The 22,843-nt window shown below is 66.6% G+C and carries 17 protein-coding genes; 13 read left to right on the top strand and 4 right to left on the bottom strand.

The genetic code is table 11. The features are described 5' to 3' along the window. Positions 1 to 171: 171 nt before the first annotated feature. Positions 172 to 735 carry a helix-turn-helix domain-containing protein gene (locus ACNFIA_RS06815; RefSeq protein ID WP_259759335.1) on the bottom strand — a complete coding sequence of 188 codons (564 nt, stop codon included), beginning with the start codon at positions 733 to 735 and terminating at the stop codon, positions 172 to 174. A gap of 174 nt (positions 736 to 909) precedes the next feature. On the opposite strand from ACNFIA_RS06815, the gene ACNFIA_RS06810 reads away from it, so the two are divergent. Further along, the gene (locus tag ACNFIA_RS06810; RefSeq protein ID WP_416783569.1) at positions 910 to 2,127 is read left to right on the top strand and encodes a M24 family metallopeptidase; all 1,218 of its coding nucleotides are present in this window, start codon (positions 910 to 912) and stop codon (positions 2,125 to 2,127) included. Positions 2,128 to 2,217: 90 nt separating this feature from the next. Here the strand turns inward: ACNFIA_RS06810 and ACNFIA_RS06805 are convergent, their stop codons facing one another. The 3 genes from ACNFIA_RS06805 to ACNFIA_RS06795 form a co-directional block, all read right to left on the bottom strand. Beyond that, on the bottom strand, positions 2,218 to 3,810 hold the full coding sequence (locus ACNFIA_RS06805) for an ABC transporter substrate-binding protein (protein ID WP_416783567.1): 1,593 nt from the start codon (positions 3,808 to 3,810) through the stop codon (positions 2,218 to 2,220). 48 nt (positions 3,811 to 3,858) lie between these two features. Beyond that, on the bottom strand, positions 3,859 to 5,460 hold the full coding sequence (locus ACNFIA_RS06800) for an ABC transporter substrate-binding protein (RefSeq protein ID WP_259759337.1): 1,602 nt from the start codon (positions 5,458 to 5,460) through the stop codon (positions 3,859 to 3,861). A 222-nt stretch (positions 5,461 to 5,682) separates the two neighbouring features. Further along, complete coding sequence (locus ACNFIA_RS06795) at positions 5,683 to 6,399, bottom strand: SIMPL domain-containing protein (protein WP_259759338.1); 717 nt, start codon at positions 6,397 to 6,399, stop codon at positions 5,683 to 5,685. A gap of 221 nt (positions 6,400 to 6,620) precedes the next feature. On the opposite strand from ACNFIA_RS06795, the gene ACNFIA_RS06790 reads away from it, so the two are divergent. From ACNFIA_RS06790 to ACNFIA_RS06735, 12 genes are all read left to right on the top strand, one after another. Further along, positions 6,621 to 7,877: an ATP-binding protein gene (locus ACNFIA_RS06790; protein WP_259759339.1), complete on the top strand. Its 1,257-nt coding sequence runs from the start codon at positions 6,621 to 6,623 to the stop codon at positions 7,875 to 7,877. A gap of 24 nt (positions 7,878 to 7,901) precedes the next feature. Further along, entirely contained in the window at positions 7,902 to 8,462 is a 561-nt protein-coding gene (locus tag ACNFIA_RS06785) for a response regulator transcription factor (RefSeq protein WP_054906642.1), read from the top strand. A 67-nt stretch (positions 8,463 to 8,529) separates the two neighbouring features. Further along, positions 8,530 to 10,263 carry an ABC transporter ATP-binding protein/permease gene (locus ACNFIA_RS06780; RefSeq protein WP_416783564.1) on the top strand — a complete coding sequence of 578 codons (1,734 nt, stop codon included), beginning with the start codon at positions 8,530 to 8,532 and terminating at the stop codon, positions 10,261 to 10,263. A gap of 192 nt (positions 10,264 to 10,455) precedes the next feature. Continuing rightward, entirely contained in the window at positions 10,456 to 11,433 is a 978-nt protein-coding gene (locus ACNFIA_RS06775; protein WP_416783563.1) for a M23 family metallopeptidase, read from the top strand. A gap of 127 nt (positions 11,434 to 11,560) precedes the next feature. Further along, the gene (locus ACNFIA_RS06770) at positions 11,561 to 11,794 is read left to right on the top strand and encodes a hypothetical protein (protein WP_416783562.1); all 234 of its coding nucleotides are present in this window, start codon (positions 11,561 to 11,563) and stop codon (positions 11,792 to 11,794) included. 18 nt (positions 11,795 to 11,812) lie between these two features. Continuing rightward, positions 11,813 to 12,247: a bactofilin family protein gene (locus tag ACNFIA_RS06765; RefSeq protein ID WP_259759343.1), complete on the top strand. Its 435-nt coding sequence runs from the start codon at positions 11,813 to 11,815 to the stop codon at positions 12,245 to 12,247. Between the two features lie 69 nt (positions 12,248 to 12,316). Further along, positions 12,317 to 13,258, top strand: a complete 942-nt coding sequence (locus tag ACNFIA_RS06760; RefSeq protein WP_416783560.1) for an AEC family transporter — start codon at positions 12,317 to 12,319, stop codon at positions 13,256 to 13,258. Between the two features lie 187 nt (positions 13,259 to 13,445). Beyond that, on the top strand, positions 13,446 to 14,240 hold the full coding sequence (locus ACNFIA_RS06755) for a YfaP family protein (RefSeq protein ID WP_416783745.1): 795 nt from the start codon (positions 13,446 to 13,448) through the stop codon (positions 14,238 to 14,240). Positions 14,241 to 14,278: 38 nt separating this feature from the next. Beyond that, positions 14,279 to 16,030 carry a DUF2138 domain-containing protein gene (locus ACNFIA_RS06750; RefSeq protein ID WP_259759345.1) on the top strand — a complete coding sequence of 584 codons (1,752 nt, stop codon included), beginning with the start codon at positions 14,279 to 14,281 and terminating at the stop codon, positions 16,028 to 16,030. Beyond that, positions 16,015 to 16,659: a DUF1175 domain-containing protein gene (locus tag ACNFIA_RS06745; protein WP_259759346.1), complete on the top strand. Its 645-nt coding sequence runs from the start codon at positions 16,015 to 16,017 to the stop codon at positions 16,657 to 16,659. The genes ACNFIA_RS06750 and ACNFIA_RS06745 overlap by 16 nt, the downstream gene beginning before the upstream one ends. Next, entirely contained in the window at positions 16,656 to 21,203 is a 4,548-nt protein-coding gene (locus ACNFIA_RS06740; RefSeq protein WP_416783557.1) for an alpha-2-macroglobulin family protein, read from the top strand. Before ACNFIA_RS06745 ends, ACNFIA_RS06740 begins: the two co-directional genes overlap by 4 nt. Further along, a complete protein-coding gene (locus ACNFIA_RS06735) occupies positions 21,204 to 22,838 on the top strand; it encodes a DUF2300 domain-containing protein (RefSeq protein WP_416783556.1) in 1,635 nt (544 codons plus the stop codon). Positions 22,839 to 22,843: the final 5 nt, after the last annotated feature.

Here is a 22,843-nt window from a genome sequence, read left to right as displayed (position 1 = left end):
GGACCGGCGATCCAGAGAGAGAACAGGACCGGCTCGGGCGAACGGCAAGGGTGGGCGCCGTCCGCAGATGGCCGAGCGGTGTGCCCGGCCACTTTCGTCGCCGAAGTTAAAATACGTCGAATTTAAGTGCAACTTAAAATTCAGTGAGACTGAATTTTTGCTGCCGGCGCGTCAGCCAGCGGGCTGTTCGCCGAACAGCGGCAGGGTGGTCACCGTCAGCATCTCGGCGACTTCCTCGCCGGTGTTGCGCAGGCAGTGGCGCTTGCCGGAGTCGAAATGTATCGAGTCGCCGGGGGCCAGGGGATAGGTATGACCGTCGATCACGTAGGCGATTCGTCCGCTGAGGACGTAGGCGAACTCCGAGCCGTCATGGGTAATCAACTCGGACTCATAGCCCACCGGCACGGTGACTTTCACCGCGTTCAGCTGATTGCCCGGAAAGCTGCTGGAGAGCCGCTCGTAGCTCAGCGGCTGGCCTTCGATGGTGTAGCGCACACGCTCGCCCTGGTGCGAATCCGGCGGGATCTGCTGCGGGGAATCGAACAGCGCGTTGAGTGGCACATCCAGCGCCTTGGCGATGCTGGCCAGGGAGGACAGCGAAACGCCGGTGAGATTGCGTTCGGCCTGGGACAGGAAGCTGGCGGTCAGGCCCGATTCGGCAGCCACCTGGTTCAGGGTCTTCTTCGCTGCGCGGCGATAGCGGCGCAGGCGTTCTCCGATGCGATCTGCGGACATTGGCAAGGCTCTTGTGGGACGCCGGCAGCATACCAGCGTCCTCGCCCGGTGAAAGCATCGGGCCATCCGCCAGGGGGAAATCCCGGCGAAAGCCCCAGGGGGCGGAATATCCTTTGACCTGAAAATTCAGTGCTGCTTAAATTTCTCGCTGTTTTCATTCCTCGGGAGAGACGCATGACATTGGGAGTAGGGGGCGCGAGCCCCGAACAGGCGCTGGCGAAGCTGCAGGTCATGACGGCCGGCGCGTCCCCCATTGCGCTCGAGGAATACCAGGCGCGCATCGCCCGCTTGCAACGGCTGATGCAGGCGCGGGAAATCTCCGCGGTGTTCGTCGATGCCGGCAGCTCGCTGGTCTATTTCACCGGCCTGAAATGGAACCCCAGTGAGCGGCTGGTGGGCGCGCTGGTGCCGGCGCGGGGCGACGTGCGCTACATCGCCCCGGCGTTCGAGGAAGGCACCGTGCGCGACCTGCAGGTGCTCCCCGGCAGCATCTGCGTCTGGGCCGAACATGAAAGCCCGTTCACCCTGTTGGCCGGCATGCTGGCGGAAATCGAGGTGAGCGACGGCGCGCGGGTCGGGCTGTGCCACAGCCTGCCGTTCGGTATGTTCGAGCGCCTGCGCCAGGCGGCGGGCCGGCTGCAATGGGTGGATGCTGGCGCCCTGGTCGAGCAGTGCCGCCGCTGCAAGTCGCCGGCAGAGCTGGCGCTGCTGCAGCGGGCGAAGGATATGACCCTGGCGGTGCACCGGGCCGCCGCGAGCATCCTGCGAGAGGGCATCACGACCACCGAGGTGACGCGTTTCATCGAGGCCGCCCACCGCCAGGTGGGCGCACCGGGTTCGACCTTCTGCATCGTGCTGTTCGGCGAGGACAGCGCCTTCCCCCACGGCGTGCGCCAGCCGCGGCCGCTGCGCGAGGGCGACATGGTGCTGATCGATACCGGCTGCCAACTGTTCGGCTACAACGCCGACATCACCCGCAGCTACGTGTTCGGCACGCCCAGCGCCCGCCAGCGCGAGCTGTGGAACCTGGAGAAGGCCGCGCAGCAGGCTGCGTTCGACGCCGCCGTGCTGGGGGCGCCCTGCGAGCAGGTGGACGCCGCCGCGCGCCGCTGCCTGGAAGCCGGCGGCCTGGGGCCGGACTACGCGCTGCCCGGCTTGCCGCACCGCACCGGCCATGGCATCGGCCTGGACATCCATGAAGGGCCCTACCTGGTGCGCGGCGACAGCACGCCGCTGGACGTCGGCATGTGCTTCAGCAACGAGCCGATGATCTGCGTGCCCGGCGAATTTGGCATCCGTCTGGAGGACCACTTCTACATGACGCAGGACGGCCCGCGCTGGTTCACCCAGCCGAGCCATTCGGTGGACGATCCGTTCGGCCTGGAGGCTTGAGGCTGGCGGCTCTTCGTAGGAGCGAGCTTGCTCGCGAATCGCTTCACTGCGGGGGGTGTTCGCGAGCAAGCTCGCTCCTACAGTAACTGCTCAGGGAGCGACTTCAACCCGCGAGAAGTTGTTCGACCCCAGCGGGCTGAGGGTGAAGCCGCTCACGCCGGGCCGTACCACGGCGAACTGCTTGGGATAGGCCAGGGCGATCCACGGCGCCTCGCGCTGGAAGATCGCCAACGCCTGGCGGTAGAGCCCCGCGCGGGTTTCCTGGTCGGTGATGGCGCGGGCCTGGCGCAGCAGCTCGTCGAATTCGGCGTTGCACCAGCCGGCCTGGTTCTCGCCGCTCCTGGCGGCAGCGCAGGACAGGTTCGGCGTGAGGAAATTGTCCGGGTCGCCGTTGTCGCCCGCCCAGCCCATGAAGATCAGGTCGTGCTCGCCTTCCTTGGCGCGCTTGATCAGCTCGCCCCATTCGAACACGCGGATGTCCGCCTGGATGCCGATCTGGCCCAGGTCGCTCTGCAGCATCTGCGCGCCGATGCCGGGGTTGGGGTTGGTCGGCCCGCCGCCGGGGCGGGTCCAGATCGACAGTTTTAGGCCCGGCTTGATGCCGGCTTCCTCCAGCAGCTGCTTCGCCCGTGCCGGGTCATGCGGCCAGACCTCGAGCTGTGGGTCGGAGCCCCACAGCGTCGGCGGATAGGGCGCCACGGCCAGGGTCGCGGCGCCTTCGCCGAACTGCGCGCGCAGGTAGGCGTTGCGGTCGAAGGCGAGGTTGATGGCCTGGCGCACGCGCACATCGTCCAGCGGCTTGTGCCGGGTATTGATGCCGACGTAGGCAACCAGCAGCGAATCCAGCTCCTCGATCTTCAGCATCGCGTCCTGGCGCAGCGCCGGGACGTCGGTGGGTTTGGGGTACACCGCGATCTGGCAGTCGCCGGCCTTGACCTTCTGGATGCGCACGTTCGGATCGGGGGTGATCGCCAGCAACAGCCGGTCGATCTTCGGTGGGCCGGCCCAGTAATCCGGGTTGGCGCTGAAGCGCACCTGGGCGTCCTTCTGGTAGCGCTGGAAGACGAAGGGACCGGTGCCGATGGGCAGGTTGTTCAACTGGTCGGCCTTCTCGGCGGCCAGCAGCAGGTCGCCATACTCGGCGGAATAGATGGAGGCGAAACCCATCGCCAGGTCGGCGAGAAAGGGCGCCTCGGGATGCCGGAGGGTGAAGCGCACGTGGTGCTCGTCGAGCTTCTCCACCGCGCTGATCAGGCCGGGCAGGCCCATCGCCTCGGCGTAGGGGAAGCCGCGCGGGGCCAGCTTGTTCCATGGGTGCTTCGGGTCCAGTTGGCGCTGGAAGCTCCAGAGCACGTCGTCGGCGTTGAAGTCGCGGGTCGGCGTGAAGTAGTCGGTGCTATGGAATTTCACGCCCTGGCGCAGGGTGAAGGTGTACTGCAGGCCGTCATCGCTGATGCTCCAGCTCTCCGCCAGCGCGGGCACCAGGCGGGTGCTGCCGGGGGCGAACTGCACCAGGCGTTCGAAGACCGTCTCGGCCGAGGCGTCGGCGGTGGTGGCGGCGGTGTATTGGGTGATGTCAAAGCCTTCCGGGCTGGCTTCGGTGCACACCACCAGGGATTGGCCAAATGCCGGCGTGCAGCCGAGCAGGCTGGCCAGGGCCAGGCGGATGAGCGCGTTGCGCACGGCGGCTGCCGGAAGAAAGGGCCGCCGGGAAGCCCGGCGGCCTTGGCCTTACTTGCCTACGCTGACGCCGTAGAACGAGTTCAACGCGAACGGGCTGATCTTGAAGTCCTGCACCGTCTTGCGCATCGGCTGGTACACGGTGGAGTGGGCGATCGGGGTGATCGGCACCTGCTCCTTGAGGATGTGCTGGGCCTGCTTGTACAGCTCGGTGCGCTTGGCCTGATCCGGGGTGCGCTTGGCCTCCTTGATCAGCTTGTCGTACGCCGGGTCGCACCATTTGGAGAAGTTGTTGCCGTCCACGGCATCACAGCCATAGAGGGTGCCGAGCCAGTTGTCCGGGTCACCGTTGTCGCCGCTCCAGCCGATCAGCATGGCGTCGTGCTCGCCGCCCTTGGCGCGCTTGATGTACTCGCCCCACTCGTAGGTGACGATCTTCGCCTTGATGCCGACCTTCGCCCAGTCGGATTGCAGCATCTCGGCCATCAGCTTGGCGTTGGGGTTGTAAGGACGCTGCACCGGCATGGCCCACAGGGTGATCTCGGTGCCTTCGGCAACGCCGGCCTTCTTCAGCAGTTCCTTGGCTTTTTCCGGGTTGTAGCCGGCGTCCTTGATGCTGTCGTCGTAGGACCACTGGGTCGGCGGCATGCCGTTCACGGCGAGCTGGCCGGCGCCCTGGTAGACGGCGTCGATGATCGCCTTCTTGTTCACCGCCATATCCAGCGCCTCGCGCACTTCGAGCTTGTCGAACGGCTTGTGGAGGACGTTGTAGGCGATGTAGCCGAGGTTGAAGCCCGGCTGCGACGGCATGCTCAGGTTCGCGTCCTTCTTCAGGGCGTCCAGGTCGGCCGGACGCGGGAAGAGGGTGATCTGGCACTCGTTGGCCTTGAGCTTCTGCATGCGTACCGAAGCGTCGGTGTTGATCGCGAAGATCAGGTTGTCGATCTTCACCTCGCCCTTGTTCCAGTAGTCCGGGTTGGCCTTGAAGCGGATCATCGCGTCCTTCTGGTAGCGATTGAACACGAACGGACCGGTGCCAACGGGCTTCTGGTTGATGTCGCTGGCCTTGCCCTGCTTGAGCAGCTGGTCGGCGTATTCGGCGGACTGGATCGAGGCGAAGCTCATGGCCAGGTTCTGGATGAACGCGGCGTCGACTTCGTTGAGCGTGAACTTGACGGTGTGGTCGTCGACCTTTTCCACCTTGGCGATGTTCGCGTCCATGCCCATGTCGGTGAAGTAGGGGAACTCGGTGGGGTACGCCTTGCGGAACGGATGGTTCTTGTCGAGCATGCGGTTGAAGGTGAACAGCACGTCGTCGGCGTTGAATTCGCGGGTCGGCTTGAAGTACTCGGTGGTGTGGAACTTCACGCCGGAACGCAGGTGGAAGGTGTAGGTCTTGCCGTCTTCGGATACGTCCCACTTTTCCGCCAGGCCCGGGATGACCTGGGTGCCGCCGCGCTCGAACTGGGTGAGGCGGTTGAAGACCGTCTCGGCGGAGGCGTCGAAGTCGGTGCCGGTGGTGTACTGGCCGGGGTCGAAGCCCGCGGGGCTGCCTTCGGAGCAGTAGACCAGGTTGTTGGCGGCGTGGGCGAGCGGGGCGCTGGCGATCAACCCTGCGGCGATCATGGAGCGAATGACGGCGTTCTTACGCATACGGACCTCTGGTTATTCTGGTTTTCATCGAGGAACAGCCTTGTGAGCTGCGTTGCGTGAAGCTATGCACGGCACATGCCGGGCGCAAGCGGCTAACCGGGGTCAGTGTAGAAGTTGTGACGCGAGTGCAAGGGAATGTCGCAATTTCGACAATGGGAACCGTGCGGTCGGGCGACGGCGCCCCGGTTCCCGGAGGCGCCGCGCCGAAAGAGGCCGCGAGCGTTACGGCATCTGCACCTCGATCGTGCCGTCGGCACTGACGGTGACCTGGCTGGTGCCGGCTTCGATTTCCTGTGCCGGGGCCGCGTCCATGGAGGCGAACTTGGCCGCGGCCATGCGCATCACCGGCATCGGGCGCGGTGCGCCGGAAGTGTTCAGGTTCAGGCTGACCAGCTTGTAGCCCTTGCCGCCCAGCGCCTCGGTCAGCACCTGGGCGCGAGCCTTGAAGGCATCCACGGCGCCTTTCATCATCGCGTCCTCGTTCTTGGCGCGCGTGGCATCGGCGATGCTGAAGTCCATGCTGCCCATCTTCAGGTTCCCCAGCAGGTCGGCGGTGAGCTGCGAGAGGGCAGCGAAGTCGGTGCTTTCCAGGCGGATCTCCGCGCGCTCGCGCCAGGCGGTGATCTTCTGCCCCTTGTCGTCATATACCGGGTAGCTGTTGCGGCTGCCCAGGCTGACGGTCACGCCCTTCACCTTGCGCGCCCGCTCTAGGGCGGCGTTGAGCGTGGTGGTGGTTTCGGCGGCCAGCTTCGCCGGGTCGGCGGCCTGCCCTTCGCTGAACAGGGTCACGTGCATCAGGTCGTGGGCGACTTCCTGGCTGACCTCGGCGCGCAGCGACACCTGGTTGTAGCGCGGCTCGTCTGCCAGGGCGCCCAGGCTGGTGGCGCACAGGGCAATGGCGGCGGCGATGGCGGTGAAGGGTTTCTTCAATACAGACATGGATGACTCCTTGCTCCAGAAAATGTCCGAGGCCACAGCCTAGTCGAGGCGGTGGCGAAGACTGTCAGACCCTTTGACGAGGCAGGGTTCGAGTACGGGTTAATGATCCATGTCACCAATTGTTTCCGACCGTGGCGGCGGCACTGGAGTATGCTGTGGCGCTATGCCGCATTAGGGAGAGGGGGCTCTTGGCTATACTCGCGCAAATTCCGGAATTCACCATGCGCCCACCGGTTTTCCAGCTGTCCGCCAGTCGTCAGAACCTTCTGCATCTGACGCTCATCCGTATTCTCGTGCTCGCTGCCCAGGCCGGTTCGGTCGGGCTCGCCTACAAGGCCCAGCTGATCCAGCTGCCCTGGCTGGCGCTCGGCGTGACCATCGGTGTCTCCCTCGTGCTCTGCCTGGGCACCGCGCTGCGCCTGCGCGGCCCGTGGCCGGTGACCGAACTCGAATACGCCGTCCAGCTCGCCTGCGACCTGGTCATCCACAGCGTGCTGCTCTATTACTCGGGCGGGTCGAGCAACCCCTTCGTCTCCTATTACCTGGTGCCGCTGACTATCGCCGCGGCGACCTTGCCCTGGCTCTACACCATCGCCCTGGCCGGTCTTGCGCTGGCCAGCTACACGGTGCTGCTGGTGTGGTTCCACCCGCTGGAGATGGCCTCGGCGCAACGCGACAACCTGCTGATCTACGGCATGTGGCTGAGCTTTGCCCTGGCCGCGGCGCTGATCACCTTCTTCGTCGCGCGCATGTCCGAGGCACTGCGCCGCCAGGAGCAGTTGCAGGCGCAGCGGCGCGAGGAAGGCATGCGCGACCAGCAATTGCTGGCGGTGGCCACCCAGGCCGCCGGTGCCGCCCATGAGCTGGGCACGCCGTTGGCTACCATGAGCGTACTGCTCAAGGAATTGCGCCAGACCAATGCGGACCAGCCGATGTTGCAGGAAGATCTCGCCCTGCTGCAGGAGCAGGTCAAGCTCTGCAAGACCACCCTGCAGCACCTGGTGCGGGCCGCCGAGGCGGATCGCCGCCAGGCGGTGGAAGAGCAGGGCGCCAACGAATGGGTCGAATCGGTGCTGCGTCGCTGGCACCTGATGCGCCCGGAGGCGAGCTATCGCTACCAGACGCTGGGCAAGGGCAAGGCGCCGCGGATGATTCCGCCGACCGACCTGAGCCAGGCGCTGCTGAACCTGCTCAACAACGCGACGGACGCCTGCCCGGACGATCTGGACATCCGCCTGGACTGGGATGCCGGTGAAATCTGCCTGAGCATCCGCGACCAGGGGCCGGGCGTGCCGCTGGCCATTGCCGAGCAGCTCGGCAAGCCGTTCTTCACCACCAAGGGCAAGGGCTTCGGCCTGGGGCTTTTCCTCAGCCAGGCCAGCGTGACCCGGGCGGGTGGGACGGTGAAGTTGTATAACCATGAAGATGGCGGCACTCTGACGGAGTTGCGTCTGCCCAGAAGCTATGGCGTGGCCTGACCGCCGCGCCCGCGAGGAAGTACCATGAGCGAAGAGATCCTGTTCGAAGGCGAAGAGCAGCCCCACCTGCTGCTGGTGGATGACGATGCCACCTTTACCCGCGTCATGGCCCGCGCCATGACCCGTCGCGGGTTGCGGGTGTCGGTCGCCGGCTCTGCCGAGGAAGGCCTGGCCATGGCCAAGGATGATCTGCCCGACTACGCCGTGCTCGACCTGAAGATGGATGGCGACTCCGGCCTGGTGCTGCTGCCCAAGCTGCTCGAGCTGGATGCCGAAATGCGCGTGGTGATTCTCACCGGCTACTCCAGCATCGCCACCGCCGTGGAAGCCATCAAGCGCGGCGCCACCAATTACCTGTGCAAGCCGGCCGACGCCGACGACGTGCTGACCGCCCTGCTGTCGCAGCACGCGGACCTGGAAACCCTGGTCCCGGAAAACCCCATGTCGGTGGATCGCCTGCAGTGGGAACATATCCAGCGCGTGCTTGCCGAACATGACGGCAATATCTCCGCGACCGCCCGTGCGCTGGGCATGCACCGGCGGACATTGCAACGTAAGCTGCAAAAACGCCCGGTGAGGCGTTAAGCGATCGATAACATAAGGGAGCGCCAATGAGCGCTCCTTTTTATTTCCAGCCGTGCGAGCACACCCCATGACCGACAGCGCCGAATACCGCGCCGCGAACGACGCCGTTCGCAGCCGCTTCTTCCACCGAGTCTGGCAACTCACCGCGCTTTACTGGCGCAGCGAAGAGAAGGGCATGGCCTGGCTGCTGCTGATCGTGGTGATCGCCCTGTCGCTGGTGGGTGTGGCCCTGAGCGTCTGGCTCAACAGCTGGTACCGCGATTTCTACAACGCCCTGCAGAACAAGGACCTGAAGAGCTTCATCCACCTGATGCTGATGTTCTGCGGCATCGCCGCGGTGTTCATCCTCACCGCGGTCTACCGCCTGTACCTGACCCAGATGCTCACCATCCGCTGGCGCCGCTGGCTGACGGAGAAGCACTTCGCCGCCTGGCTGGGCGACAAGAGCTACTTCCGCCTTGAGCAGCGCGGCCACACGGACAACCCCGACCAGCGTCTGACCGAAGACCTGGACAACTTCACCAGCACGACGCTGAGTCTCGGCCTGGGCCTGATCCGCAACGTGGTCAGCCTGGTGTCCTTCTCGGTCATCCTCTGGGGAGTTTCCGGCAGCATCGAGCTGTTCGGCATCACCATTCCCGGCTACATGTTCTGGGCTGCGCTGGTCTATGCAGCGGTCGGCAGCTGGCTGACCCACCTGATCGCCCGTCGCCTGATCGGCCTGAACAACCGCCAGCAACGCTTCGAGGCCGACCTGCGCTTCGGCCTGGTGCGGGTGCGGGAGAATGCCGAGAGCATCGCCCTGTACAACGGCGAGGCCAACGAGAAAGAGCGGCTGATGGGACGCTTCCGCAATGTCTGGGGCAACTTCTGGGAGCTGATGAAGGTGCAGAAGCGCCTCACCTTCTTCACCGCCGGCTACGGCCAGATCGCCACCGTATTTCCCTTCATCGTCGCCGCGCCGCGCTACTTCTCCGGGCAGATCCAGCTGGGCGAACTCATGCAGATCAACTCCGCCTTCGGCAACGTGCAGGAAGGCATGAGCTGGTTCATCGACGCCTACACCAGCCTCGCCAGCTGGCGCGCTACCAGTGATCGTCTGCTGAGCTTCCGCCACGCCATGGGCGAGACCACCCAGGAAGCGGCCAACATCGACGTGCGCAAGACCGGCGCCAACCTGCAACTGCACAACCTCACCCTGAGCCTGGGCAATGGCCGCGAGCTGCTGGAGCCCACCAGCCTGGAACTGAACCCCGGCGAACACGTGCTGATCGGCGGCCCCTCCGGTGGCGGCAAGAGCACCTTGCTGCGCGCCATGAGCGGCCTGTGGCGCTACGGCAGCGGCGTGGTGCAGATGCCCGACGCGCGCAGCCTCTTCGTGCCGCAGAAACCCTACCTGCCCATCGGCACCCTCGCCGAGGCGCTGTGTTACCCCGAGGCGGGTGATCGCCACGATCCGGAGCGGCTGAAGCAGGTGCTTCACCTGTGCCGTCTGGATGCGCTGGTGCCGCGCCTGGACGAAGCCGATCACTGGCAGCGCGTGCTCTCGCCCGGCGAGCAGCAACGCCTGGCCATCGCCCGTGCCTTGCTCTACGCACCGCAGTGGCTGTTCCTCGACGAAGCCACCTCCGCGCTGGATGAAACCGACGAGGCCGCGCTGTATCAGGTACTGCTCGACCAACTGCCCGGTGTGACCTTGCTCAGCATTGGCCATCGCGCCAGCCTGAAGCGCTTCCACCCGCGCCAACTGCGCCTGGACGAGCATCGCCTGCAGGAGGTCGAGTCCGTTCTGCCGGCGTAATGGCAGTTTGAATCACTGCGAAAATGTGATCTCGTTAGTGGGAAACATCTGAAAGCTTTATCAGACAGGATGATTTCTTCTTATTTTTTTACATTTTTCAGTGTTTCGCCGCTGCGAAGATTTCAATAACAGGTACCCTGTGCACCCCGGCGGTCACCCCGCTGGGGTCGAATGCATTCCAACGGTACCTTTATGAAGTTCCTTTCCCCGTCACGACAGGCCTTGACCCGTTCGGACCTGCGCCTGGTCGACCCGCGCAAGATCGTGCTGGTTGCCGGCTGCGCCGCCGTATCGTTCGCGGCGCTGGCGTTCGCCGGCGGAATCTGGGTGGGCCGTGCCAACGTCGCGCCGGCGCCGGCGGCCGCGCCTGTCGTCGTGCAGGCCGAACAATCCGAGGAAGAAGCTTCCGGCGAACGTTTCGCCGCCGAGCGCATCGGCGAACTCGCCGGCCGCCTGCAGGTGCTGGAAAAGGACGCCACCTATCTGCTCCAGGCCGTCGACAGCCACGAGGAAATTGCCCGCAAGCTGGCCAAGGTCGATCCGTCCCTGGTACCCAAACCCAAGCCGAAGGTCGCGGCCAAGGGCGAGGGCGGCATCCTGCTGCCGCCGCGCCCCTGCGCGGAACCGCTACCCGGCTCCAACGACGACCTGGAGCAGGGCGAGCGTTCGGCGAAATGCCTGCGCCGGGTGTTCGATCTGCTGATGGACCAGGTGGCCCGGCGCAACGCCGACTTCATGGCGATCCCCGCGCGCCGGCCCATGGAGCAGGCGCGCCTCGGCTCGCCGTTCGGCAATCGCTCCGATCCGTTCAACCACCGCCTGGCCTTCCATTCCGGCCAGGATTTCTCCGCCCCCGCCGGCAGCCCGATCCACGCGGCGGCAGGCGGGCGGGTGATCGTGGCGGGCCCGAACCCGTCCTATGGCAACCGCGTCGAGATCGACCACGGCAATGGCCTTGTCACTCGCTACGCCCATGCTTCCAAGCTGCTGGTGAAGGTGGGCGATGTCGTGCTGCCGGGGCAGGAAATCGCCAAGGTCGGTTCGACCGGGCGCTCCACCGGCCCGCACCTGCATTTCGAAGTGCTCTACCACGGTGAGTTCGTCGACCCGCAAAACTTCCTCTCTCTGGGCGGCATGGAGATCGATAGCGATGGTATGGCCTCGGACTAGAAAACCTTCTACCCGCGACCTGCTACGCGCCGACCACCTGCCCCACGCCCCCCGTCGTTCTGCGCGGCTGGCGTGGGCGTGGTTGCTGGCCCTGGTGCTGGGCGCGTCGGCGGCGGGTATCGGGTGGATGCGTTACCACGATGATGGCGCGGCCCACGCTCGCGAACACGCCGACGAACTCCAGGCACTGCACGCACAAGTAGGGCAACTGACCGCCGAGCTGGAGGAGAAGCGCCTGCAGAACGAAGAAGCGCAGGCCAATCGCGACCAGTTGATGCAGCGCATCGACGCCATGTCGGCGGAAATCAAGAAACTCAAGACCGAGCTGGCCTTCTTCCGCCAGCAGAAGCCTGGCAAGTAATTCGTCCGAGGAGGACCGATGTTCAGCAACAGCAAGAAGAAGGGGCCGCAGGTTTCGGTCGACAAGTTTTCCAGCCTGCTCTCCGGCAATGTGGCCCTGGTGGGCGACATGCAGTTCGAGGACGGCCTGAAGATCCTCGGCACCGTGAAGGGCAACGTCACCCACAAGCCTGGCGCGGCCAGCCTGCTGGCGCTCAGCGCCGAGGGTCGGATCGAAGGCAACGTCAGCAGCTACGACGCGCTGATCGATGGCACCATCGTCGGCGACCTGTACGTCGAGCACCTGCTGGAACTGCACTCCAATGCGCGCATCGTCGGCAACATCCAGTACCGCCAACTGAGCATGGAAAACGGCGCCACCGTGGACGGCAAGCTCACCCGCCTGGCCGAAGGCGAAGCGCCCAAGCCGCTGGAGCTGCCGGCGCCCGTGCGCGAAGAGGCTGCGGAAGTCTGATCGGCCACGGCGCGGCGGGTACTTAGCTTGCTATGATTGCCGCCCCCGCCGCCCAGATTGTCTCCTGTCATGCTCGCACTCCTGCTCCAGACCCTCAGCATCACGGCCCCGGTCTTCGCCATGTTGTTCCTTGGCGTGCTGCTGCGGCGGGTCGGGGCGATCAATCCGGAGTTCATCCAGACCGCGTCGGCGCTGGTGTTCAATGCCACCATGCCGGCAATGCTGTTCCTCGGCATCTATCACTCCGACCTGCACAGCGCCGCGCGCCCGCAAGTGCTGCTGTATTTCTGCGCGGCGACCCTGGCCGGCTTCCTGCTGGCCTGGGGATGGGCGGCCTGGCGGGTGCCGCGTGCGGAGCGCGGCGTCTATGTGCAGGGCTCGTTTCGCGGCAACAACGGCATCATCGGCCTGGCGCTGGCCGCCAGTCTCTACGGTGACCACGGCCTGGCCCTGGGCTCGGTCCTCGCCGCCCTGGTGATCCTCTGCTACAACACGCTGTCCTCGGTGGTGCTGGCGATCTACAGCTCGAGCATGAAGTCCGATCCGCTGAGCATCGCCCGCAACGTCATCGGCAACCCCTTGATCCTCAGCGTGCTGGCGGCGCTGCCGTTCTCCTGGTTCGGCATCGGCCTGCCGAAGTGGTTGCTGACCTCCGCCGATTACTTCGCCCAGATGACCCTGCCGCTGGCGCTGGTGTGCATTGGCGGCACCCTGTCCCTGGCCTCGCTGCGCGAAAGCGGTGGCCTGGCGATCAGCGCGAGCCTGATGAAGATGGTCTGGCTGCCGCTGATCTGCACCTTCGTCGCCTGGGCGCTGGGCTTTCGCGGCGCCGAGCTGGGCGTGCTCTTCCTCTATTTCGCCAGCCCCACGGCGGCGGCCAGCTACGTCATGGCCCGCGCTGCCAATGGCAATCACGAACTGGCCGCGTCGATCATCGTGATCACCACCCTGGTGGCGGCGCTGACCACCAACGTCGGCATCTTCGTCCTGCAGTGGGGCGGCTGGATGTGACTTGCGCGCGGGTGAGACGCTTCCAAGTGGTAGTGCGTAAAAAGCTATTTGGCGTGTAAGAAATTTCTTAAAGATCGGTCTGCGTCGCATCGCCATGCGAAGGCCGTTCCGCGCGTCGACAAGACCAGTTACATTTGGCTCCCCCGCAATGCACGATCAAGGAATGTTCATGCAGCTCACGCGTCGGATGGTTCGTGCCGTCTTGTATCTGTCAGCCAGTCTCCTGGCTGCGATGGCCGCTGCCGAGCCGCGTGCGGACCTCTCCAGCCCCAGCGCCGGCTGGCGCTATTCCGGCCTGACCGATGACCCCAGCGTGCCCCGCGTGGCCTACCCCACGCCGCCCATCGACCGTGGCGGCGCGCGCGGTCGCAGCCTGATCGAAGGCCACCTGCGCGAAGTCGCCGGCGTCGACCGCGCCCAGCGCCTGGTGGTCAACGGCAACCCGCTGCCGCTGTACACCGACGGCGAGGGCAAGTTCGTCCGCCCCTACAACTTCGGCGCCGGCAGCAACAGCGTCGAGGTGGCCAGCGCCGAGGGCAAATCCCTCAAGCGCGTCCAGTTCTATGAAGCCAACAACAGCCGGGTCGCACCGCGCATCCGCCTGGCGCTGGGCTGGAACGACCCCAAGGCTGAACTCGATCTGCATATCGTCACGCCTGATGGCCAACATGCCTTCTGGGCACGCCCGCGCCTGAGCAACGGCGGCGGCCTCGACCCCGATGGCGTCGATGGCCCCGGCCCGGAAATGTTCACCATGGCCGCGCCGCTGCACGGTACCTACCTGGTCTACGTGAACTACTGGGGCAACTACAACGCCAGCCAGGGGTACAACTTCCAGGAAGGCAATCACGAGCAGGACGTGATCACCGCCGAGATCAACCTGGTGTTCAACGAAAACACCGTCAACGAGAAGCGCGAGACCTTCGTGGTGCCCATGCGCACCATCGGCGATCTGGTGCTGGTGAAGACCTTCAACTACTGAATTCGCCCCTCGCAGGGATGACACGGGACAAGCGATCCATGAGCGACAACACTCCAACCAGCAGCCCAGACAGCACCCCGGCCGCGCCGGCCGTGCAGCCTTCACGCCGTGGTCCGCTGATCGCCATCGGCGCGCTCGCCGCCGCTCTGGTCGCCGGCGGCCTGGCCCTGGCCTTCGGGCTGATCCCCGCTTTCCACAGTGCGCCGGTGGGCACGCTGGAAGCGCCGGCAAGCCCGGAAGTGGTCCGCGATCTGAAGCGCCCGGACGCGCTGATCGAGAGTGCCTCCCTCAGCCAGTTGCCCAAGGCCGTGCTGGAGGTGCCGCTGCTGCGCGACGTGCTCACCGAGGACTTCGTCTTCTACTACGAGAACAACGCCGACCGCCTGGGCCTGACCGGCACGCTGCGGCGCATCGTCTACGAGCACGACCTGACCCTCAAGGACAGCGTGATCGAGGAGTTGCTCGACCAGCCTGCCCAGGTCGCCCTGTGGCGCGGCGCCGACGGCCGCCTGCGCGACTTCATGGTGGTGATCAAGCGCGGCGGACTGGCCAAGGTGCTGGAGCCGCTGGCCAAGGTCGCGGCCGATGACACCCAGTTGAAGAAGGTTGCCGAGGTCCAGGTGAAGGGCAGCGCCACGCCTGTCTACAGCCTGCGCTACGGCGCCGAGAAGACCGTGCTGTTCGTCTCCCGTGGCGACCAGATGCTAGTGCTGTCGAACCCGAAGATGCTCTTCCCGCATCCGGACTACGACAACCTGGGCGAGCCCGATGCCGCCGTTGCCAAGGACCTGGGCAGCGCGCTGGAAGGCGAGCCGCTGTTCGCCAAGGACTTCGGCCTGGAGCCGCGCGGCGAGCTGAAGCAGCGCATCACCCTGGGTGCCGGTGTGCTCGCCATGGGTTACCAGCGCTTCATCCCGACCTTCGCCGGCGTGCGCTTCGAACAGGGCAACGACGGCTGGCACAGCTACCTGGCGCTCAATGAGGTCGCCCGCCAGCCGGACCTGGATTTCGCACCTGTCTGGCAGGCCATGCCCATGGGCGCCAGCGCCTGCGTCGCGCTGCCGGTTACGCCGGGCCTGTACGACAACATGCTGGTGAAGCTGGGCGCCGAGCAGAAGATGGCCGCCGCCTTCTCCGAACACCTTTCCGGTGCCGCGGGTCTGTGCTGGTACCCGGATTCACGCCTGCATTCGCCGCTGCTCGCGGTGAAGCTCGATGCACCCGCCAGCCCCGAACTGGACGACCAGTTGGGCAAGCTGTTCGGCAGCGTGATCGGCGCCTACGAGGCCAACGTGGAGGGTGGCGCCTTCGAGGTGGAAAGCCGCGCCGAAGGGGAAGGCCACCTGTGGCAGCGCCAGGTCAGCTCGCGCTTCGGCCAGTATCCGGCCAGCGAAGCGGAGAACCCCGATCAGGTCAGTGGCAACGGTTTCTTCCGCGTCAGCCTGCTGCGCGATGGCAACACCCTGTTGTTCTCCATCGACGACAAGCTGCTCGACAAGGCCCGCAACACCCTGGCCAAGCGCTTCCCGCCGCTGGCCGACGTGCTGCCCAAGGACGCCCTGGTGCCCGCCTACCTGGCGCCGAAGACGCTGTCCGAACTGCTCCAGCGCGAAACCCTCGACAGCCTGCCGCAGGACATCGAGCCGGTGTTCCGCAACGCCGCCGACACGCTGCTCCTGCCGCGCCTGAAGACCCTCGCCGGCAATGGCTCCTACGCCCTGACCCTGCCGGCCGGCAGCGAGCCCGGCGGTGAGTGGGAGTGGCTGCCGTTGGAATGGAAGGCGCTGTGATCCGCACGCCGTTCACGCTGCTCGCCGGTCTGTTGCTCGCCACCGTGGCGCACGCGGCGGAGCCGGCGCTGGATGCCCGGCAGACCCAGGTGTTCCGCGCCTGGTTCGTGCGCATCGCCGAAGAGCAGCTGCGCCGCGGGCCGAACCCGCGCTGGTACCAGCAGGACTGTGCCGGCCTCGTGCGCTTCGCCGCCAACGAGGCGCTGAAGGTGCACGACGCCAAGTGGCTGCGCGCCAACGGCATGTCCAATCGCTACCTGCCGCCGGAGCTGGAGCTCACCGAGGCGCAGCGCAACCTCGCGCAGACCTGGCAGCAGGGCGGCGGCAAGACCGGCCCCTACGTCAACGCGATCAAACTCATTCAATACAACAGCCAGCTCGTTGGCCGCGACCTCAACCAGGCGCGTCCCGGCGACCTGATGTTCTTCGACCAGGGCGATGACCAGCATCTGATGATCTGGATGGGCCGCGACATCGCTTATCACACCGGCACTCGTACGGCGACCGACAACGGCATGCGCTCGGTCAGCCTGCAACAACTCATGACATGGAAGGACACCCGATGGATACCCGACGAATCCAATCCCAACTTTATCGGCGTCTATCGCTTGTCCTTCCTGACCCGATGAACGCGCTGCGCGGCATCGCCGCCGCCCTGGCCTGCGCCGGCCTGATCGCGGCCGCGCCCGCCATCGTGCAGGCGGACGACGACGTCCCGGCGAGCGGCTACACGCCCATGGCCGGCGAGTCGTTCTTCCTGCTGGCGGACTCGAGTTTTGCCTCCGACGAGGTGGCCAAGGTGCGCCTGGAAGCGCCGGGCCGCGACTACCGTCGCTATCGCATGGAGCCCTACGGTGGCGCGGACATCCGCGTCTACCGCATCGACCAGCCGCTGGACTTCCTCAAGCGCCAGAAGAACCTGCACCGCGTGCTGTCCGAAGGGCAGTTCAAGGGCGAGGGCCTGTCCAACACCCTGGCCTACCTGTGGGACAACTGGTACCGCAAGTCGCGTCGGGTGATGCAGCGGACCTTCTCCTACGAATCGCGCCAGCAGGTCACCGAGGTGGTGCCCGAGCTGAAGATGGGCAATGCCATCAAGGCGCCGACCCCCTACGACGCCCAGCCGCAGTACGCGCCGATCCCCGGCCTGCCGATGGTCAGCCAGTTCCGCTACCCGCTGTGGGACGCCAAGCCCATCCAGCCGCCGAAGGACGTGACCCTGATGGGGTCCTCCAGCGAGTTCATCAACGTCGCGCCGGGCAACGTCTACGTCCCGCTGGGCAAGCTCAAGCCTGGCCTGTACCTGGTCGAGGCGCTGGTGGGCAAGTACCGCGCGACCACCGTGGTGTTCGTCTCCAACAGCGTGGCGGTGAGCAAGATCGCCGGCAACGAGTTGCTGGTGTGGACGGCGCGCAAGCATGAAGGCACGCCGGTGGGCGGCGCCAAGGTGCTGTGGACCGACGGCCTGGGCGTGATGAGCAGCGGCAGCAGCGACGCCGACGGCCTGCTGCGCCTGCAGCACGTCAGCCCCGAGCGTTCCTTCGTGATCGGCGAGGACGAGGAGGGCGGTGTCTTCGTCTCCGAGAACTTCTATTACGACAGCGAAATCTACGACACCAAGCTCTACGCCTTCACCGACCGCCCGCTGTACCGTCCGGGCGACTGGGTCTCGCTGAAGATCGTCGGCCGCGAGTTCAAGAACTCCCGCGAATCGCAGTCGCCGCAGAGCGCGCCGCTGCGCCTGTCGGTGATCGACGCCGCCGGCACCACGCTGCAGACCCTGGACCTCAAGTACGACGCCAAGAGCGGCACCAACGGCCGCTTCCAGCTGCCGGCCAACGCCGTGGCCGGGGGCTACGAGCTGCGCTTCGACTACCGCAACCAGACTTACAGCAGCGCCTTCCGCGTTGCCGAGTACATCAAGCCGCACTTCGAGATTTCCCTCGACCTCGCCAAGCCGGACTTCAAGACCGGCGAGCCGGTGAAGGGCAACCTCATCCTGCTCTACCCGGACGGCAAGCCGGTCGCCAACGCCCGCCTGGAGCTGAGCCTGCGCGCCCAGCAGCTGTCCATGGTGGACAACGAACTGCAGTACCTGGGCCAGTTCCCCGTGGAGCTGTCCAGCGCGCAGCTCACCACCGATGACCAGGGCCGTGCCGCGCTGGACCTGCCGGCGGCGGAAAAACCCAGCCGCTACATGCTCACCGTGTTCGCCAGCGATGGCGCTGCCTACCGCGTGAAGACCAGCAAGGAAATCCTCATCGAGCGCGGCGCCGCGCGTTATCGCGTGAGCGCACCGCAGCGCTTCAGCGCCGCCGGCGACAAGGTCGAATTCAGCTACGCCGCGGAGCAGCAGACGCAGATCCAGCCGACCGCCTACCGCTGGCTGCGCCTGGAAGACCGCAGCAGTGGCGACGGCGCTGTGGCCGATGGCACGTTCGCCATCACCTTCGACAAGCCCGGCACCTACAGCATCGAGCTGCGCGACAAGGCCGGCCAGTTGCTCGGCGGCACCGGTCACTCGGTCAGCGGCGATGGCGTGAAGGCCGTGCCGGGCACCGTGGAAATCGTCCTCGACAAGGCCGAGTACAAGGCCGGCGAAGAAGCGCTGGCGCTGATCACCTTCCCGGAGCCGGTGGACGACGCGCTGCTGTCGCTGGAGCGCGACAAGGTCGAGGCCACCGCGCTGCTGTCCAAGGGCGGCGACTGGCTGAAGCTGGAGAAGCTCAACCCGACCCAGTACCGCGCACGTATCCCGGTGAAGGCCGAGTTCTCGCCGAACCTGACCTTCTCCGTGCTCTACACCCGCAGTGGCGACTACAGCTTCCAGAACGCCGGCATCAAGGTGGCCGTGCCGCAGGTGGAGATCGCCGTCAGCACCGACAAGGAGCGCTACGAGCCGGGCGAGACGGTCACCGTCAACCTCGACACCACCTACGCCGGCAAGCCCGTCTCCAGCCACCTCACCGTGAGCGTGGTGGACGAGATGATCTATGCGTTGCAGCCGGAGATTGCCCCGGGCATCGACCAGTTCTTCTACCACCCGCGTCGCAACAACGTGCGTACCAGCGCAAGCCTGGCGTTCATCAGCTACGACGTGGCGCTGCCCGGCACGCCCAGCGCCCCGAGCCGCGCCAACCGCAGCGAGCGTGGCGTGAAGGTGCTGGAGCGCCCGCGCCGCGAAGAGGTCGATACCGCCGCCTGGGAACCGGAGCTGGTCACCGACGCCAACGGCAAGGCGCAGTTCACCTTCCGCATGCCCGATTCCCTGACCCGCTGGCGCATCACCGCCCGCGCCATGGACAACGACGGGCAGGTCGGTCAGAAGAAGCAGTTCATCCGCTCGGAGAAGCCGCTGTACCTGAAGTGGAGCGGGCCGAAACGCTTCCGCACGGGCGATGCCCCGGACCTGGGCCTGTTCGTCTTCAACCAGGGCGAGCAGGACGCCAAGGCCGAACTGCTGATCCGCGCCAATGGCGAGGAGAAGACCCAGGCGCTGGCGCTCAAGCGCGGCGTCAACTACATCGCCCTGCCGAAGCAGCCGCTCAGCGATGGCGACTGGAGCGTCGAGCTGCGCCAGGACGGCCAGGTGCGCGACAGCCTCGGCGTGCACTTCAGCCTGGTGGCGGACAGCTGGCAGGTCCTGCAATCCAGGCCGCTGCAGGTCAGCGCGCAGAACACCCCGCTGCAACTGCCGGCGGATGCCCGCGACGTGACCCTGCGCCTGGATGACAGCGCCCAGGCCCTGCTGCGCGGCAACCTCGATTCCCTGCTCGATTATCCCTGGGGTGGCGTCGAGCAGACCGCCAGCCAACTGCTGCCGCTGAGCGTCGCCTACCCGCTGCTGGCCAACGGCGAGCCGCGCGTGCGCGACCGGCTGCGGCTGATCATGCAGACCAGCCGCCTGCGCCTGGTGCAGATGGCCGGCCCGGATGCGTACTTCACCTGGTGGGGCGGCGAAGACAACGACGCCTTCCTCACCGCCTACGCCTACTACGCCGACTGGCACGCCAGCCGCGCGCTGGAAATCCAGCTGCCGGCGGACCACTGGCAGCGTGTGCTGGAACTGTACTCCGCGCGCGCCAGCGCCACGCCGTTGTTGCAGCGTGCGCTGATCCTGGCCTTCGCCCGCGACATGCAGTTGCCGGTGCAGACGCTGGTCAGCGGCCTGCTCACCGACCTGCAGAACGCCGGCACGGGCGAGGCGGCGAAGTCGGTGAACGACTTCGACAGCGAAGACAGCCTGGTCATGGGCCAGCCGGACTCCGAGCTGGGCCTGGCCGTGGCCCGCGTGCTGACGGCCAGCCTGGCCGAGCAGAACAAGGTCGCGCTGCCGCAAGGCTTCGCCAAGCAGCTGGATGCCGCGCGTCTGAAGCTCAACACCAGCGACCAGCCGTTCGCACGCGCCGTGCAGCTCTACAGCGGCAGCGTGGACGCCGGCCGCGCCCGCGCGCTGCTGCAGAGCCTGGCGCCGCAGCAGTCCACCCTCGAACGCGCCCTGGCGCTGACCTGGATGCAGCGCGCCGTCGCCGATGCTCCGACTGCCGAGCTGCCCAAGCCGGTCGCGGACTGGAAGGAAGACCACAGCACCACCGGCGATGCCTTCTGGCGCTGGCAGGGCAAGGCGGTGCCGGCGCAGCTGGATCTCTCCGCCGCGCCGTCGCGTCCGCTCAATGCTTCCGTGACCTTCCGCAGTGCCGACGCGCCGACCACCCAGTTGCCGGTGACCATCAAACGCCGCCTGCTGCGCCTGGTGCCGGGGGAGGACGCCTTCGCCTTCAGCGCCGAGGAGCTGGGCGACAAGCCGCTGTCCAGCGACGAGCTGTACCTGGACGAAGTGACTCTGAACACCGCGCAAGCCCTGCGCTACGGCATGCTGGAAGTGCCGTTGCCGCCGGGCGCGGATGTCGAGCGCACCACCTGGGGCCTGCAGATCAGCGGCCTGGGCGGCGTCGAGGCGACCAGCCTGGAGCGCGCACGCAACGAACCGGGCGACCTGTTCTACGGTGTGCCGGTGGACACCCTGGGCGGCGAGCTGCGCTTGCGCCACCTGGTGCGCTTCTCGCAGAAGGGCGAGTTCGTCCTGCCGCCGGCGCGCTACCAGCGCCTCTATGCGCCGCAGGAACAGGCGCTGGAGCAGCAGCCGGCCCTGGCGAAGATCAAGGTTCAGTAAATGCGCGCGCGTTTCGCCGGGCTGAGCCTGCTGTTGCCGCTCTGCGCCTTTGCCGCGCAGGAGCCGGCGCAGTTGGCCTGGCGCACCGCGCAGGGTGACGAACTGCTGCGGCTCGGGCCGCAGCAGGTGATCGATCGCCAGCCGCTGCCCGCGGATTTGCGCGCGCCGCTGGGCAGCCTGTGGAAGCTGTTCGTCTACGCCTGGCTCAGCGACACCGGCCAGCAGGAGCCGGCCTACCAGTGTCGGGGCGAGAGCAAGGAAGAGGTCTACTGCTGCTCGGCGGGGCAGAGCATCGCGCGCGATGCCGCGCTGGTGAAGTCCTGCGGCCTGTACTTCCAGCCGCAGCGCCTGGGCATCGACGGTTCGCTCTGGCAGCAGTACTGGCAGGCGCGCCAGGCGCCGGCGTGGATCGCTCAGCTGGACAAGCTGGCGCCGCAGACCGAGGTGCCGGTCGCCGAACTGCTCGATCAATTGCAGCACTTGCCGGCCCAGGAACAGGCGCGCAAGGTGCTGCTCGATGTCAGCCTGGCGGCAGATGACGGGCGAGCGCCCGCTGCCCTGGGCGGCCGCTTGCGGGTAAAAACCTGGAGTTGGGACGAGCGCGGCCAGCGCGAGGGAGGCTTCGCGGGTTGGCTGGTGGACGGCACGCCGCTCTGGGCACGCGGGCCGGGCACCAGCAAGACGGTGCTGGCCACCTACGGCAACGCCATCGGCGCCGCGCTGCCGGCGCCGTGGCCCGGTGATCCGGGGCGCTGCGTGGAGGTCGGGCTTTTCAGCCGTTATCCGCTCAAGGAGGTCTACAACGCTCAACATCAGCCCGCCGCCGAAGGCCTGCTGGTCGGCCGGCAGAACGTGCTATTCAGCAATGGCGTTCGGCTCGACATCGATAGCAGCGGCGACCTGTTCCTCGAACGCGATGCCCAGGGGCCGCGGCTGACGGCCCGCCTGTCCCGCGAGGAATACGTCGCCCGCGTGCTGGACCGCGAGGCCTCGGCGACGCCGGCGGAAGCGGCCAAGGCGCTGGCGGTGACCATCCGTACCTATCTGTTGCAGAACGCTGCGCCGCGCGGCGACTGCCTGAGCATCGACGACAGCAGCCAGCGCCAGCGCGTGGCGCCGCGCCCGGCCAGTGAGGCGGCTCGCGGGATCGCTGCCTGGACCGCCGATCTGGTGTTGGCTGGCGGCACCGTTACCTATCACTCGGACGAGGCGGGGCCATCGAAGCTGTCCTGGCGGGACGCCCAGGAGCAGGCGGCCAAAGGCCTGCGCTACGACGCCATCCTCGCCCGCGCCTTCCCGCGCACCAGCCTGAGCCGCTGGAGCAACCCGACCGCCGCCTGCCAGCCGCTGCCCGAGGCCGAGCGCTGGCTGCAGGCGCAACGACGCGACTGGCGCCCGCGCCTGGAAGGCGAGGCGGGCTATGAAGAGTTGCAATCCTTCGCCGTATGCCGCCTGAGCAGCGGCCGGCCCTACGTCGATCGCGAACGCCAGCGCATCTATGTGCGCGGCCTGTACTCCCAGCAGGACCGCCTCGACCTGGCGCATGAATACCTGCACCTGGCCTTCCAGGCGCACCCCAATGGACAAGACGAGGGCTACGTGGAAAGCCTGGCCCGTCGCCTGATACTGGAATGATCACC

Origin of the sequence: Pseudomonas sp. NY15437 (assembly GCF_048068435.1) — a bacterium.
Lineage (GTDB): Bacteria > Pseudomonadota > Gammaproteobacteria > Pseudomonadales > Pseudomonadaceae > Pseudomonas > Pseudomonas nitroreducens_B.
The sequence above is the reverse complement of the archived record's forward strand: the minus strand, read 5'-3'. Positions and strand labels throughout refer to the sequence as shown.

Coding starts and splice junctions, on each gene's coding strand:
- ACNFIA_RS06815 (WP_259759335.1), bottom strand. CDS start 735: ATGTCCGCAGATCGCATCGGAGAACGCCTGCGCCGCTATCGCCGCGCA.
- ACNFIA_RS06810 (WP_416783569.1), top strand. CDS start 910: ATGACATTGGGAGTAGGGGGCGCGAGCCCCGAACAGGCGCTGGCGAAG.
- ACNFIA_RS06800 (WP_259759337.1), bottom strand. CDS start 5,460: ATGCGTAAGAACGCCGTCATTCGCTCCATGATCGCCGCAGGGTTGATC.
- ACNFIA_RS06795 (WP_259759338.1), bottom strand. CDS start 6,399: ATGTCTGTATTGAAGAAACCCTTCACCGCCATCGCCGCCGCCATTGCC.
- ACNFIA_RS06790 (WP_259759339.1), top strand. CDS start 6,621: ATGCGCCCACCGGTTTTCCAGCTGTCCGCCAGTCGTCAGAACCTTCTG.
- ACNFIA_RS06785 (WP_054906642.1), top strand. CDS start 7,902: ATGAGCGAAGAGATCCTGTTCGAAGGCGAAGAGCAGCCCCACCTGCTG.
- ACNFIA_RS06780 (WP_416783564.1), top strand. CDS start 8,530: ATGACCGACAGCGCCGAATACCGCGCCGCGAACGACGCCGTTCGCAGC.
- ACNFIA_RS06775 (WP_416783563.1), top strand. CDS start 10,456: ATGAAGTTCCTTTCCCCGTCACGACAGGCCTTGACCCGTTCGGACCTG.
- ACNFIA_RS06770 (WP_416783562.1), top strand. CDS start 11,561: ATGCGTTACCACGATGATGGCGCGGCCCACGCTCGCGAACACGCCGAC.
- ACNFIA_RS06765 (WP_259759343.1), top strand. CDS start 11,813: ATGTTCAGCAACAGCAAGAAGAAGGGGCCGCAGGTTTCGGTCGACAAG.
- ACNFIA_RS06760 (WP_416783560.1), top strand. CDS start 12,317: ATGCTCGCACTCCTGCTCCAGACCCTCAGCATCACGGCCCCGGTCTTC.
- ACNFIA_RS06755 (WP_416783745.1), top strand. CDS start 13,446: ATGGTTCGTGCCGTCTTGTATCTGTCAGCCAGTCTCCTGGCTGCGATG.
- ACNFIA_RS06750 (WP_259759345.1), top strand. CDS start 14,279: ATGAGCGACAACACTCCAACCAGCAGCCCAGACAGCACCCCGGCCGCG.
- ACNFIA_RS06745 (WP_259759346.1), top strand. CDS start 16,015: ATGGAAGGCGCTGTGATCCGCACGCCGTTCACGCTGCTCGCCGGTCTG.
- ACNFIA_RS06740 (WP_416783557.1), top strand. CDS start 16,656: ATGAACGCGCTGCGCGGCATCGCCGCCGCCCTGGCCTGCGCCGGCCTG.
- ACNFIA_RS06735 (WP_416783556.1), top strand. CDS start 21,204: ATGCGCGCGCGTTTCGCCGGGCTGAGCCTGCTGTTGCCGCTCTGCGCC.